The following is a 13,304-nucleotide window of genomic DNA, read 5'->3' on the forward strand; positions in this document are numbered from 1 at the left end:
TTATTTGTGTGTCTGAACTATCTGTGTCGGAGCCATTTCCGCATTACGCTTTTCTGTCTGCTCCACCACATTCTTGGCAAGTTCTATAAATGCCTGGCCTGTTATAGAATCCTCATTGAGAGCTACAGGAGTACCGTTGTCTCCACCTTCGCAAATGCTCTGTACGATAGGAATCTGTCCCAACAAAGGAACATTCAGTTCTTCTGCAAGTCTCTTTGTTCCTTCCTTTCCGAACAGATAGTACTTGTTTTCAGGAAGTTCGGCAGGAGTAAACCAGGCCATATTTTCCACCAGACCAAGAATAGGGACATTTACCTTGTCATTCTGATACATATTTATCCCCTTACGCGCATCAGCCAGTGCAACTTCCTGAGGTGTACTTACTATCACCGCGCCTGTTATTGCAAGGTTCTGCAATAGAGTGAGATGAATATCGCTGGTTCCCGGAGGAGTATCAAGAACAAAATAGTCAAGTTCTCCCCATTTGGCATCTCCTACAAGCTGTTTCAAGGCATTACTTGCCATAGCTCCACGCCAAAGTGTGGCCTGCTCAGGACTGACGAAAAATCCTATAGACAAAAGTTCGATACCGTATTTTTCCACCGGTACAATCAAATCACGTCCGCCAACTTCTTCTGCATATGGACGAGCGTCTTCCACCTGAAACATCTTAGGTACGGAAGGACCGAATATATCGGCATCAAGCAATCCAACCTTGTATCCCAATTTAGATAGAGCTACAGCTAGGTTTGCCGCTACTGTTGACTTACCTACACCACCTTTACCGGATGATACTGCAATAACATTTTTCACCTGTGGAAGGAGTTTACCAGGTTCAGGACGTGCCGCCTGCTTGCTTTCAGTGGTGATTGTAACTTCTACTTCTTTCGAAACGTATGTATGGATAGCTGTTTCAGCCGATTTGACTACTGATTTCATAAACGGATCTGTAGGCTTTTCGAAAATAATAGAAAAGCTAACCTTCATTCCGTCAATTCGAAGATTGTCGGCAACCATTTCTGCCTCGACAATATTTTTTCCGTTTCCCGGATAACGCACTGTTGAAAGCGCGTCAAGAATTAATTTTGGATATAGTGTCATATATTTTTTATTTAAACATCGTTTAAACAGTATTTAAACACCATTCAAACGCCTATATAGTTTATTTATAGAAAATCTTATTTGCTTGTCTTCAGACCACTTCTTTTGCTGCGGTTATAACTTCTGTAATCATCAAGTTCTATTTCCACGTCCGGTTCCTTCAGTTCACCTTCCTGAGACAATCTGAACTTGATATACTTGATATTCAAACCTCTGTCAAGCCACTGCTGTTCGTAATAAGTACGAATGCTTAGAATATCATCATCCATACCCGAATGATAAAGGTCGTCAGTGATAAACTCCACTGGCAAGTTATTGGCCTCTATCATATATTTGGTATATGTAAACATGAAATTACTGTCTGTTTTAAGATGTACGATTCCACCCGGAACAAGGAATTTCCTGTATCTTTCCATGAAATAAGTAGATGTAAGACGCTTTGTAGCCTTCTTCATCTGCGGATCGGAAAATGTAAGCCATATTTCGCTAACCTCGCCAGGTGCGAAGAAACGGTCTATAATTTCTATATTGGTACGCAGGAAAGCCGCATTTTTCAATCCTTCGTTAAGAGCCTCTGTTGCTCCTGTCCACATACGTGCCCCCTTTATATCAACCCCGATAAAATTCTTGTCTGAATATCGTCTTGCCAATCCTACGGTATATTCACCTCTACCACAACCCAATTCCAAAACGATAGGATTATCATTTTTGAAAAAATCACGGTTCCAGTTGCCCTTCATTTCAAAGTTCACTTCATCAACCACCGAATACGGATATTCGAACACATGCGGATATTCCGCCATATCTGCAAATTTAGCCAGTTTACCTTTTCCCATGTTGAATAAAATCTTTTACAATGCAAATGTAATTCTTTTCAACGGATTTGACAACAAAACAGATAACCGGAAAATTTTAAAGCCTAATAAAAACACAATAAAGGCAGACAACTGAAAAACAGTCATCTGCCTTATCGCTTTTTAATTATCTAATATATAACTGTTATTCCTGAACCTGAGTATCTTCTGTCTGTGCTTCTGCAGGAGATTCTTCAACTACCAGGTTACGATAGATTACAGCAGTACATCCCATTGATATAATCACATATGCAATAACCAAACACAACATCAGCAAAACTCCCAATATTGGTATAAGGCCAAATATAGCTGATAATATACCATATATCAGGCCTAAAACAAATTGCACACCAAAAATAGTCCACTTATATCCATATGTTGCCTTATTACTCTGAACCATAGCCTCGCCGGGAGCCACTCCCTTATCCAACAATATGTATATAGCCAAAGACCATCCTATAGAAATTACAATAGCCGGAATAACCATGAAGAAGAAAGCTGGAATGATAGCCATAGCCATCAAGCCTAACAGGGTGAAATACTCTCCCATAAATTTACGATACTTACTGTCAAAAATAAATACCGGAGATATCACTTTGCCTTTACTCAATTCAATAGGAATAGTAGTCATGGCAATGGTAGTACCCACATTTAAATATGGTATCCATATAGTAACTATCCACAAAACTGTTGCCACCAACAATGATACCGAGTTCTTCATACCCAATGAAATTCCCTCTGAGAGAACATTCATCACCGAAATCTTCTTCTGTGCTTCCATAATAAATTAGTTTAAATAATACTTTGATTACAAATATAATATTTTAATTTACATTTTCCAACTGATATCTTTTTATTTAATTAAAAAGATAAATTATTCAGCGTTAAAATAACATTTAGAACAGCGAAAGCCTATGTATATTTATAAATCAAAGTAAATACAAAACTATTCTATTGCAAAACCTTTGCAAAACGGGTTATAAGAAGCGATACAATTGTCAATGAAATGCCAACCATAACAACACCGGTCCATTGCATGTAGTGCCAGAATGATCCGGCAAGGAACGTACCCAAAGCACCGCCTACAAAATAGGTTGTCATAAATATGGTATTAACTCTGTTTGAAGCATTGGGAACAGAAGTCAGAACATAGGTCTGGTTACTCAACTGTACACACTGCATACCTACATCCATAAGCATTATTCCGACTATAAATCCGGTGTAGGTGTTCTGCAAGAAATACATTATCCCCCACGCCACAATAATTATTATACATCCGATATAATTAAGTCTTTTAACTCCCAATATACGAACATAACGTCCAACAAGAGATGCCGTCAATGCTCCTGCAACACCACATAGTCCCATCATACCAATCACATTATTGCCTGCATACAAAGGTGCACCACTTAATTTGAAAGCCAGACAAGCCCACAGACAAAGGAAACTACCGAAACACAATCCCGCACGTAAGGAAGAAAGCCTTATATCAGGACGCTGCCTGAAAATTTTCATCAATGACTGCATCAAATCTTTATATGTTCCTTTGTAATTGACTGTCATATCAGGAATAACCCTAACAACCACAAAGATACAAACGAACATTATTACTGCAGCAATATAATACATGGTACGCCATCCCCAATACTCTCCTACAATGCCGCTTATGACTCTTGAACCTAGGATTCCAGTAAGAAGTCCGCTCACCAATACACCTACATTCTTCGATTTATGTTCCGGCTTCGAGAACTGTGACGCTATCGGTATGAATATCTGAGGCATTACAGAACAGATACCAGTAATTAAAGACGAAGCCAAGACAAGCCCAATATTTTCTGAAAAGGCAATTGACACCATAGAAAGAGAAAGTAACGAAAAATTCACCACAATTATATTGCGCCTGTTATATAAATCGCCCAATGGAATTATAAATAACAAACCGCAGGCATATCCTATTTGAGTCACCATAGGAATAAGATTTGCAGTAAACTCACTAACCTTCAAATCACGACAAATGTCGTTTAACAACGGCTGGTTATAATATAAATTAGCCACAGCCAATCCTGAAATTATCGCCAATATCAATAGCAGATAGCCAGGAATACCTTCATTCTCTATCAGTTTCTTTTTCATGCTGCAAACTTATACAAAAATAAATCATCAAATACACATAACAACAGAAAAAATATAATCAAATGCATTTATAGAAAAATTAGTGTTAACTTTACAAAGAAAAAATATTAATATTTATGATAAACAAAATCTTTAAACGCCTGATAATACTGGCTGCATTTATAGCACCTATACAGTCGTATGCAGCACGAATTGACACATTGAGTGTAAAAAGTGAAAAAATGAATAAGAAAATCGAAGTAGTTGTAATAGTACCCGACAAAGCTATCAACCATCAGGAATGTCCGACACTGTATCTGCTACATGGATATAGCGGAAATGCCCGTACATGGATCAACATAAAGCCCGAGCTTCCTGACATGGCAGACAAGGATGGAATAATAGTAGTTTGTCCGGACGGTGAAAACAGCTGGTACTGGAATAGCCCCACCAATCAGGACAGCCAGTTCGAGACTTTTGTATCGAAAGAGCTGGTGAATTATATTGACTCTAATTACTGTACTGTGAAAAACAGGAATGGAAGAGCTATTACAGGATTAAGCATGGGAGGTCATGGAGGGCTATGGCTATCAATAAGGCATAAAGACATATTCGGAGGAGGAGGAGCAACAAGTGGCGGTGTTGACATACGACCTTTTCCAAACAATTGGGAAATGAAAAAGCAATTGGGGGAACGTGACACAAACAAGGAAGTTTGGGACAACCATACTGTTATCACGCAATTGGATAAAATCAACAATGGTGACCTTGCAATAATTTTCGATTGCGGAACAAGTGATTTTTTCTTTGAAGTAAACAATAATCTACACGCGGAATTATTGAAACGCGGAATAAACCACGATTATATCACTCGTCCAGGAGCTCACGACGGCAAATATTGGAACAATTCAATAGAATACCAATGGCTTTATTTCAGTAAATTCTTTAAAGGATACAAATCAAAATAATAAAAAAAGCGATGGACTAAAATCACTAAATTGTCCATCGCTTTTTCTATAAGCTCTTTTGTTATCAGCATTCTATGATAACTGACTTGCGAGCCGGAATAACAATATTCTCAGTCAAATCAATTGTCTTTCCGCTGGCAATTTCTCTCCCCATAACACTTTCATTCACAAGTCCTTTAAAATGGTTATTCATTAGGATCTGCTCGTTGTCTGTGCTGTTTAAAACAATAAGTTCTGTTCTACCTTCCTCTGTACGTGCATAAACATAAAGTCCCTGCTGAGGAACATGATACTTTACAGTTCTTTTTGTTGTCATAATTTAGTTGTTTAGTTTAATTCGGGCGCAAAGATATTTCAATATTACAATTCGGTTAAAAACGGTCCTGCTAAAAAATACTTAATCAAACAACTTTTTGATATATATCAATTAATTATAATCTTTACAAACATAAAAAACAGGCAAACTACACATAAAGCAGTCTGCCTGTTTTTATTTTAAACCGTTGATTATATACGTTTTAGATCAGGAATCCGAGCAAGATACCGGCAGCTACAGCCGATCCGATAACACCTGCTACGTTAGGCCCCATTGCATGCATCAACAAATAGTTGCTTGGATCATATTCCAAACCTACAATCTGAGATATACGCGCTGAATCAGGTACGGCCGATACTCCGGCATTACCGATAAGCGGATTAATCTTATTGTCTTTCTTCAGGAACAAATTGAAGAACTTGACGAACAATACACCTGAAGCTGTTGCTATGATAAATGACAAAGCACCAAGTGCAAAAATAAAGATTGAATCACGAGTCAGGAACTCAGAAGCCTGAGTAGATGCACCAACTGTAAGTCCCAACAGGATAGTGATAGTATCAATCAGCGGACCGCGGGCAGTCTCTGCAAGACGACGTGTAACTCCACTTTCCTTCAACAGGTTACCGAAGAACAACATTCCCAACAATGGAAGACCTGAAGGTACAAGGAAACATGTAAGCAACAGACCTACTATAGGGAACATCACCTTTTCTGTATGCGAAACGGCACGAGGAGCTTTCATACGGATAAGACGTTCTTTCTTTGTTGTGAGCAGACGCATGATAGGCGGCTGAATCACAGGGACGAGAGCCATGTAAGAATATGCCGAAACCGCAATCGCACCCATCAGGTTAGGAGCCAGTTTGGATGAAAGGAAGATGGCTGTCGGACCGTCCGCACCACCGATAATACCGATAGCGGCTGCCTGCATAGGGTCGAAACCGAATTCAAGCGCAAGCATATAAGCTCCGAATATACCAAACTGTGCCGCAGCACCGATAAGCATCAGTTTAGGATTTGATATCAAGGCTGAGAAGTCCGTCATGGCACCGATACCCAAGAAAATAAGAGGCGGATACCATCCCGACGTTACACCCTGATATAAAATGTTAAGCACTGAGCCTTCCTCATAAAGACCTACCTTGAGGCCGGCTTCCATATTGAAAGGAATATTACCGATCAGAATACCGAAACCGATAGGAATCAGCAACATTGGTTCAAATTCCTTTGCCACTGCCAGATAGATGAAGAATATACCGACAAGAATCATTATCAGATGCTGTGGAGTAGCATTGAAGAAACCGGTATATGTCCAGAAATCTGCCAGGTTATTCTGCAAAAAACTAACAAATTCTCCCATATTATTCAACAATTATAAGGTCAGTACCTTCAAGAATAGATTCACCTTTACTTACTTTGATAGAAGTAACTTTACCGTCACGGTCGGACTTGATATCATTTTCCATCTTCATTGCTTCAAGAACGAGCAAAGTCTGACCACGTTTTACAGTATCGCCTTCCTTTACCTTTATATCAAGAATTACTCCTGGCAGAGGAGATTTGATTCCTGATTTGCTTCCAGCTACAACAGGACGAGACACTGCAGGTGGCGGAGCGGCAGGAGTAGTAGCTGCAGTACGAACTACCGGCTTGATTTTAGGTGTTGCTGATTTTTCCAGTTCTACGGTATATGAAGTTCCATTAACTTCTACCTTTACATTGTTGTCTTGTATATCTCCAACAGTAACCTTATATAAGTTACCGTTTATCTTATATTTATATTCTTTCATACGATTAAATTTTATCAAAGTTATTTCTTGTTCGGAGTTTCACGCAAAGTATAAATCTTAGAACTCCATGGCGAGTAACTGCGTTTTACGCGGCTTATTGTAAGGATAGTTTCTTCCACATCGTGATCAGCACCCTGAGCTTCGTGCAATGCCATAGATATCGCGGCAATAACTTCTCCTGGAGCTTCACCTAGTTTCATTTCCTTAGCTTCCTTATGGTCTGTCACATTCTGTGCTTTCATAGCGTTACGCTTACGCAAAGCAATTGCAGCCTTACCGACAAACTTAAAGCAAATATAAAGCAGAATCAGACCTATAAATACGACAGCCATAGCCGAAATCGCCATACCCACACCAACAGGATCGTGCTGTTCGAACTTATCCATTTTAGGATTACTTTCTATAGTCTTGTTGTTTGTGCTAGGTGTAACATACTTTTCGGCACTGTCATCCTTCACTTCCCATTCGTTCAAGCCATCGCTCACACGGGCATACGAATAGTTTTCTTTAAGTACACCTGCCGGAACAATAACCTGATCAAGAAGCTTCTTGCCAGAATCATAAAGTCCAATCCAGTTTTCGTTTGTTTTGCTCAAAACAAAATTTGTGTGGAAAGTACCACGACGCGGTGCACCGTCCGCCCAAAACAATGTGTGTTGGCGAGGTTTCAACAGAGTCAACACATCACCTTTTGGAATAAAATAAGTGGCAGTATCACCCGGCTGTGAGCTTACACGGAGCAAGCATCCTGCCAAATCAGCGCTGCTATACGATTTGTTGAATATTTCTATCCATCCGCTGTGCAATCCGTAATCATCCTGGAAGTTACTCTGATTATCGACAAGCACTTCATTGATGACTACCTTATTGTTAGGCTTTTGTTCCTTGCAGGACGAAAAAGCCACCAACAGCATCAAAGAAAGGAACATTCCGATATTAAGTTTTCTCATCATATTTTCAGATTTTAATTTATTACAAAGGAATATTACCGTGTTTCTTCGACGGATTAGTAAGTTTCTTGGTCTGCAACTGCTGCAATGCACGTATAATGCGGAAACGGGTATTACGAGGCTCAATCACGTCATCGATATAACCATATTTTGCAGCATTATAAGGATTAGCAAACAGTTTAGTGTATTCAGCTTCTTTTTCAGCCATAAATGCCTTAGGATCTTCAGCTTCCTTGGCTTCTTTAGCATAAAGCACTTCTACTGCACCTGCACCACCCATCACGGCAATTTCGGCAGTAGGCCATGCATAGTTCATATCACCGCGCAACTGCTTACAGCTCATCACGATGTGCGAACCACCATACGACTTACGCAATGTGATAGTAACCTTAGGCACTGTAGCCTCACCGTATGCATAAAGCAATTTAGCTCCATGAAGAATAACTGCATTGTATTCCTGACCAGTACCAGGCAAGAATCCCGGAACGTCAACAAGCGAAACAATAGGAATATTGAAAGCGTCGCAGAAACGAACGAAACGTGCTCCCTTACGTGACGCATTGCAGTCAAGCACACCTGCAAGGAATTTAGGCTGATTGGCAACAATACCTACAGACTGTCCGTTGAAACGAGCAAAACCGATAATGATATTCTTTGCAAAGTCTCTCTGAACTTCAAGGAACTCACCATTATCTACAATAGCACCGATAACTTCGTACATATCGTAAGCCTTGTTCGCGCTGTCAGGAATAATTTCGTTAAGAGAATCTTCCAGACGGTCGATAGGGTCTGTACAGTCAACATAAGGAGCCTCTTCAAGGTTATTCTGTGGAATATAGCTCAAAAGTTTACGTATCAAAGCCAAGCCTTCTTCTTCAGTAGAAGCTGTGAAATGTGTTACACCCGAACGTGTTGAGTGTACGCTTGCACCACCAAGGTCTTCCTGTGACACATCCTCACCAGTTACAGTCTTTACAACTTTAGGTCCTGTGAGGAACATATACGATGTGCCTTCCATCATAAGAGTAAAGTCTGTCAAAGCCGGAGAATAAACCGCACCACCTGCGCAAGGGCCGAATATACCGGAAATCTGCGGAATAACACCAGAAGCCAAAATATTACGCTGGAATATTTCAGCATATCCTGCCAAGGCGTTTATACCTTCCTGAATACGTGCGCCACCGGAGTCATTAAGCCCGATACATGGTGCCCCCATCTTCATGGCCATATCCATTACCTTGCATATCTTCTGTGACATTGTTTCAGACAAAGAACCTGCAGAAACAGTAAAATCCTGTGCAAATACATACACCAGTCTGCCCTCTATAGTTCCGTAACCAGTCACAACACCATCGCCAAGATAATGTTTTTTGTCCATTCCGAAGTTTGTGCAACGATGTTTTACGAACATATCCATTTCTTCAAAGCTGCCTTCATCAAGCAACATAGAGATACGTTCACGTGCTGTATATTTACCTTTAGCGTGCTGTTTTTCAATAGCTTTTTCGCCACCGCCCAAACGAGCCTGGGCACGTAACTCAATAAGCTCCTTTACTTTTTCCAATTGATTACTCATAGTTATAAGTATTTTTAAAGTTTATAATAACATTAGTCGGATTAGCGATATTCCATACAATACAAATTGAAGAGTCGGCTTACATATTAAATATGCAAACTGACTCTTCAACTATATATTATAGAAAACTTACATCAAGCATCACTTTCTTCCGAATTTTCATTTTTCACAAAGTTCTGTCAAAACCCCCATTGTTGATTTCGGATGAAGAAAAGCGATATTAAGGTTTTCCGCTCCCTTACGTGGAGCCTTATCTATAAGGCGGATTCCTTTACCTTCGGCATCAGCCAAAGCATTTGCTACACCATCTTCAATGGCAAAAGCCACATGATGTACACCCATTCCTCTATTCTCAATAAATTTAGCTATTGTACTTTCAGGACCTGTCGGTTCAAGAAGCTCTATTTTTGTTTCACCACATTTCAGGAATGCAGTTCTAACTTTCTGGTCTTCTACTGTTTCGATGTTATAACATTTCAATCCCAATACATTTTCATAGTATGGCAGGGCTTCTTCGATACTGTTTACAGCAATGCCCAAATGTTCAATATGAGATATTTTCATAATGATGTTGTTTTTTTGATATTAAATTAAAGTTTATAAATTCTATAAGACAAAGAAAAGAAATTTGGATTAAAATACGAAACTTTTTCAGTAAATATTTATCCTTATTACTTTTTTATAACGTCTGAACTTTGATTTTGGAAACTTAACTTTGCAATCGACTGTTATATCAAACATATATCTTTTCCATAATCCTATTCAGCCATTTCCATTTCAGTCTGTACCATCGGCGGGTACTCAATTGCTTGCCTCCAAACCTCAATATAAAATCACGGTATCCGTATTTTTTAAAAGGAAGTCCGGCATCAATAAACTCAAAATGACTATACCCCTTCTCCCTTGAATACAGCATAGCATTCCATACAGCCAACACACCTGGATATAGCGAAGGATAACTCTTGCGCATTCCACCGGAAAACAGCAGAAATGCCGTATCGTCAGAGAACAGACAGCACGAGCCTCCAATAATCTTACCATTATACGAAACTGTAAATATTTTTCCCATCTCTCCGCACTCTTCACCAAGTTCCAGTAAATACGTAAAGAAATCCACTCCGGGAAAATATTTGAACACTTTCGAAGAATAATAGTTCTTCAGCATTCTGAAAAGTCCTTGAACCTGCTGTTTGTTTTCTGCTACTCCCATTACAGCACCGTTTTTTAACGCCTGCTGTATCTGTCGTTTTCTTGAAGCCCCCATCCACTTATCCAAAGTTGTGTGATGAATGGAATTAATCACCCTCAAACGTTTTATAGGGAAATATCCGTTCTTCCTGAAATAACGGTATCCGAAAAGCGGCTCGCTCAAGTTTCTGAACTCTATCAGAAAAAAATTATCCTTGTTCCGGGCTGTAAAGTACGAAAGAAGTTCATCGAAAATCAGGTCATGCCTAATATCCGTATCAAAATACTCGCCAGTATCATATATAACACACTCCCTTATAAACCAAGACTTTCTGATTACACATAATAATTTACCTATAGGTCTGTCCCCATCAAAGGCCACAAGCATAAAAGGAGTATATCCGGATGTCCGTTCAAGAATCCTAAACAGGCCTACCGAATGAAAGACGTTCTTCCCAGGAAGCTGAGGCAACGTTTCAGAGTGTTCATATGTAACCAAACGTATTGCCATATATCGCAAATTTACATAAAAAGTTTCAGCCTTTAAAACGAAAATCATATATTTGTGACTATCATTTTAAATTTTCACATATGAAAAATTTCAGCGACCTCATAAAATCAAGGCGCAGTATGCGCAAATTCACTCCACAGGAACTCACTCAGGAAGAAGTAGTCACACTGCTCAAAGCAGCACTCATGTCGCCAACATCCAAACGAACCAACTGCTGGCAGTTCATCGTAGTTGACGACAAGGAAACACTTGAAAAACTTTCATACTGCAAGGAAGCAAGTTCATCGTTCATAAAAGATGCCGCATTGGCAATAGTCGTAACAGCCGATCCCATGGCGAGCGATGTATGGATTGAAGACGCATCAATAGCATCCATCATGATACAGCTGCAGGCAGAAGACCTCGGACTTGGAAGCTGCTGGGTACAGTTGCGCGAAAGATTTACGGCAAGCGGCATTCCATCAAACGAATACGTTCACGAAGTATTGGACCTGCCACTACAGCTACAGGCTCTATCCATCATCGCCATCGGACATAAAGGAATGGAAAGAAAACCTTTCGACGAGTCGCATCTGCAATGGGAGAAAATACACATCAACAAATACGGAGGAAAATAACAGTGGAATATTCAGAAAAACATCCTTCAATAGTAATGATTGGAGCCGGCAACGTAGCTACACATCTTGGAAAAGCATTCCACGAAGCCGGATGCCATATAAAAATGATTTACAGCAGGACTCAGGAATCAGCCAAAGAACTGGCAGAAAGTATAGGTTGCCCCTACACTACAGATATAACATCGACAGACAGTGATGCAGACATCTACATAGTATCACTCAAAGACTCTGTACTCGAAACAATACTTCCACAGCTAGTGAAATGCAATCCCAATGCCTTGTTTGTACATACTGCCGGAAGCGTTTCCATCAATATCTGGAAAGGACTTACAGCCAGATATGGCGTGCTATATCCAATGCAGACATTCAGCAAGCAGAGAAAAGTAGATTTTAATAATGTACACTTCTTTGTAGAGGCAAACAGTAAAGAAGACACAGAATTACTCATCAAGACAGCCTCCCTGTTGAGCAGCCATGTATTCGAAGCCTCATCCGAACAAAGAAAATACCTGCACATATCAGCTGTTTTCGCATGTAATTTCAGCAACCATATGTATTCCATCTGCGAACATCTTCTTTCATCCCACGGTCTGCCATTCAGCGCTATGCTGCCATTGATAGACGAGACAGCCGAAAAGGTACACCATTTATCTCCGGTATCAGCCCAGACAGGCCCAGCCCAAAGAGACGACCGCAACATCATGGACAGCCATCTTGAAATGCTTAAAGATGAACCAAACATAGCAGAGCTATACAAACTTATAAGCAAAAGCATACACAATTATAATACGAACAAAATATGATAGACTACGATCTTACAAAAATCAAGGCACTGTTCTTCGATGTTGACGGAGTTTTAAGTGGCGATACCGTACCTCTCCATCCAAACGGAGAACCTATGCGCATGATAAATATCAAAGACGGATACGCCATACAGTTCGCCGTAAAATGCGGATTACATATAGCAATAATCACCGGCGGACACACCGAAGCCGTCAGATTAAGATTTGAAGGACTCGGAGTGAAAGACGTATGCATGGGAGCTTCCGTAAAGACAAAGGAATACAACGAATTGATAAAAAAATACGACCTCAAACCGGAAGAAGTACTTTATATGGGCGACGACATACCCGACTATGAAGTACTCCGCCTCGTAGGTCTCCCCTGCTGCCCCGCAGACGCCGCACCAGACATAAAAGCCATATGCAAATACATTTCCCATCGTGCCGGAGGTCAAGGCTGCGGCCGTGACGTGATAGAGCAAGTACTGCGCGCACAAGGAAAATGGATGTCACATGAAGAAGCATTCGGATGGTAA

The 13,304-nt window shown here is 40.1% G+C and carries 15 protein-coding genes; 4 read left to right on the forward strand and 11 right to left on the reverse strand.

The window, feature by feature from the left end; all coding sequences use genetic code 11:
* The 4 genes from H6A61_RS08225 to H6A61_RS08240 form a co-directional block, all read right to left on the reverse strand.
* Positions 1-1,101, reverse strand: coding sequence for an Mrp/NBP35 family ATP-binding protein (locus H6A61_RS08225; RefSeq protein ID WP_154044637.1), 1,101 nt, complete (start codon positions 1,099-1,101; stop codon positions 1-3).
* Positions 1,102-1,178: 77 nt separating this feature from the next.
* Positions 1,179-1,937, reverse strand: a complete 759-nt coding sequence (gene trmB, locus H6A61_RS08230; RefSeq protein ID WP_204392763.1) for a tRNA (guanosine(46)-N7)-methyltransferase TrmB — start codon at positions 1,935-1,937, stop codon at positions 1,179-1,181.
* A 163-nt stretch (positions 1,938-2,100) separates the two neighbouring features.
* Positions 2,101-2,736, reverse strand: a complete 636-nt coding sequence (locus tag H6A61_RS08235; protein WP_204392765.1) for a hypothetical protein — start codon at positions 2,734-2,736, stop codon at positions 2,101-2,103.
* Between the two features lie 170 nt (positions 2,737-2,906).
* Positions 2,907-4,088 carry an MFS transporter gene (locus H6A61_RS08240; protein WP_154044640.1) on the reverse strand — a complete coding sequence of 394 codons (1,182 nt, stop codon included), beginning with the start codon at positions 4,086-4,088 and terminating at the stop codon, positions 2,907-2,909.
* A 116-nt stretch (positions 4,089-4,204) separates the two neighbouring features.
* Between H6A61_RS08240 and H6A61_RS08245 the strand changes: the two genes are divergently transcribed.
* Positions 4,205-5,035 (forward strand): alpha/beta hydrolase, encoded by an 831-nt coding sequence (locus H6A61_RS08245; RefSeq protein ID WP_204392767.1) that lies wholly within the window; start codon positions 4,205-4,207, stop codon positions 5,033-5,035.
* Positions 5,036-5,099: 64 nt separating this feature from the next.
* Here H6A61_RS08245 and H6A61_RS08250 read toward each other — a convergent pair whose 3' ends face one another.
* From H6A61_RS08250 to H6A61_RS08280, 7 genes are all read right to left on the reverse strand, one after another.
* Complete coding sequence (locus H6A61_RS08250) at positions 5,100-5,351, reverse strand: cyclomaltodextrinase C-terminal domain-containing protein (protein WP_154044642.1); 252 nt, start codon at positions 5,349-5,351, stop codon at positions 5,100-5,102.
* Positions 5,352-5,553: 202 nt separating this feature from the next.
* Complete coding sequence (locus tag H6A61_RS08255) at positions 5,554-6,714, reverse strand: sodium ion-translocating decarboxylase subunit beta (RefSeq protein ID WP_204392769.1); 1,161 nt, start codon at positions 6,712-6,714, stop codon at positions 5,554-5,556.
* 1 nt (position 6,715) lies between these two features.
* On the reverse strand, positions 6,716-7,144 hold the full coding sequence (locus H6A61_RS08260) for a biotin/lipoyl-containing protein (protein ID WP_204392771.1): 429 nt from the start codon (positions 7,142-7,144) through the stop codon (positions 6,716-6,718).
* Positions 7,145-7,164: 20 nt separating this feature from the next.
* A complete protein-coding gene (locus tag H6A61_RS08265) occupies positions 7,165-8,094 on the reverse strand; it encodes an OadG family transporter subunit (protein WP_204392811.1) in 930 nt (309 codons plus the stop codon).
* A 22-nt stretch (positions 8,095-8,116) separates the two neighbouring features.
* Positions 8,117-9,670, reverse strand: a complete 1,554-nt coding sequence (locus H6A61_RS08270) for an acyl-CoA carboxylase subunit beta (protein WP_204392773.1) — start codon at positions 9,668-9,670, stop codon at positions 8,117-8,119.
* A 159-nt stretch (positions 9,671-9,829) separates the two neighbouring features.
* Positions 9,830-10,234 carry a methylmalonyl-CoA epimerase gene (gene mce / locus H6A61_RS08275; RefSeq protein WP_204392775.1) on the reverse strand — a complete coding sequence of 135 codons (405 nt, stop codon included), beginning with the start codon at positions 10,232-10,234 and terminating at the stop codon, positions 9,830-9,832.
* Positions 10,235-10,403: 169 nt separating this feature from the next.
* Positions 10,404-11,369: a GNAT family N-acetyltransferase gene (locus H6A61_RS08280; protein ID WP_204392777.1), complete on the reverse strand. Its 966-nt coding sequence runs from the start codon at positions 11,367-11,369 to the stop codon at positions 10,404-10,406.
* Between the two features lie 80 nt (positions 11,370-11,449).
* Between H6A61_RS08280 and H6A61_RS08285 the strand changes: the two genes are divergently transcribed.
* Genes H6A61_RS08285 through H6A61_RS08295 form a run of 3 tightly spaced genes read left to right on the forward strand, consistent with a single transcriptional unit; the run spans position 11,450 to position 13,304 of the window.
* Complete coding sequence (locus H6A61_RS08285; RefSeq protein ID WP_204392779.1) at positions 11,450-11,986, forward strand: nitroreductase family protein; 537 nt, start codon at positions 11,450-11,452, stop codon at positions 11,984-11,986.
* Positions 11,983-12,789, forward strand: a complete 807-nt coding sequence (locus tag H6A61_RS08290; protein ID WP_430746797.1) for a Rossmann-like and DUF2520 domain-containing protein — start codon at positions 11,983-11,985, stop codon at positions 12,787-12,789. The genes H6A61_RS08285 and H6A61_RS08290 overlap by 4 nt, the downstream gene beginning before the upstream one ends.
* Positions 12,786-13,304: a KdsC family phosphatase gene (locus H6A61_RS08295; protein ID WP_204392781.1), complete on the forward strand. Its 519-nt coding sequence runs from the start codon at positions 12,786-12,788 to the stop codon at positions 13,302-13,304. The genes H6A61_RS08290 and H6A61_RS08295 overlap by 4 nt, the downstream gene beginning before the upstream one ends.

It is taken from the genome of Bacteroides caecigallinarum, from assembly GCF_016901995.1.
GTDB lineage: Bacteria > Bacteroidota > Bacteroidia > Bacteroidales > Bacteroidaceae > Phocaeicola > Phocaeicola cellulolyticus.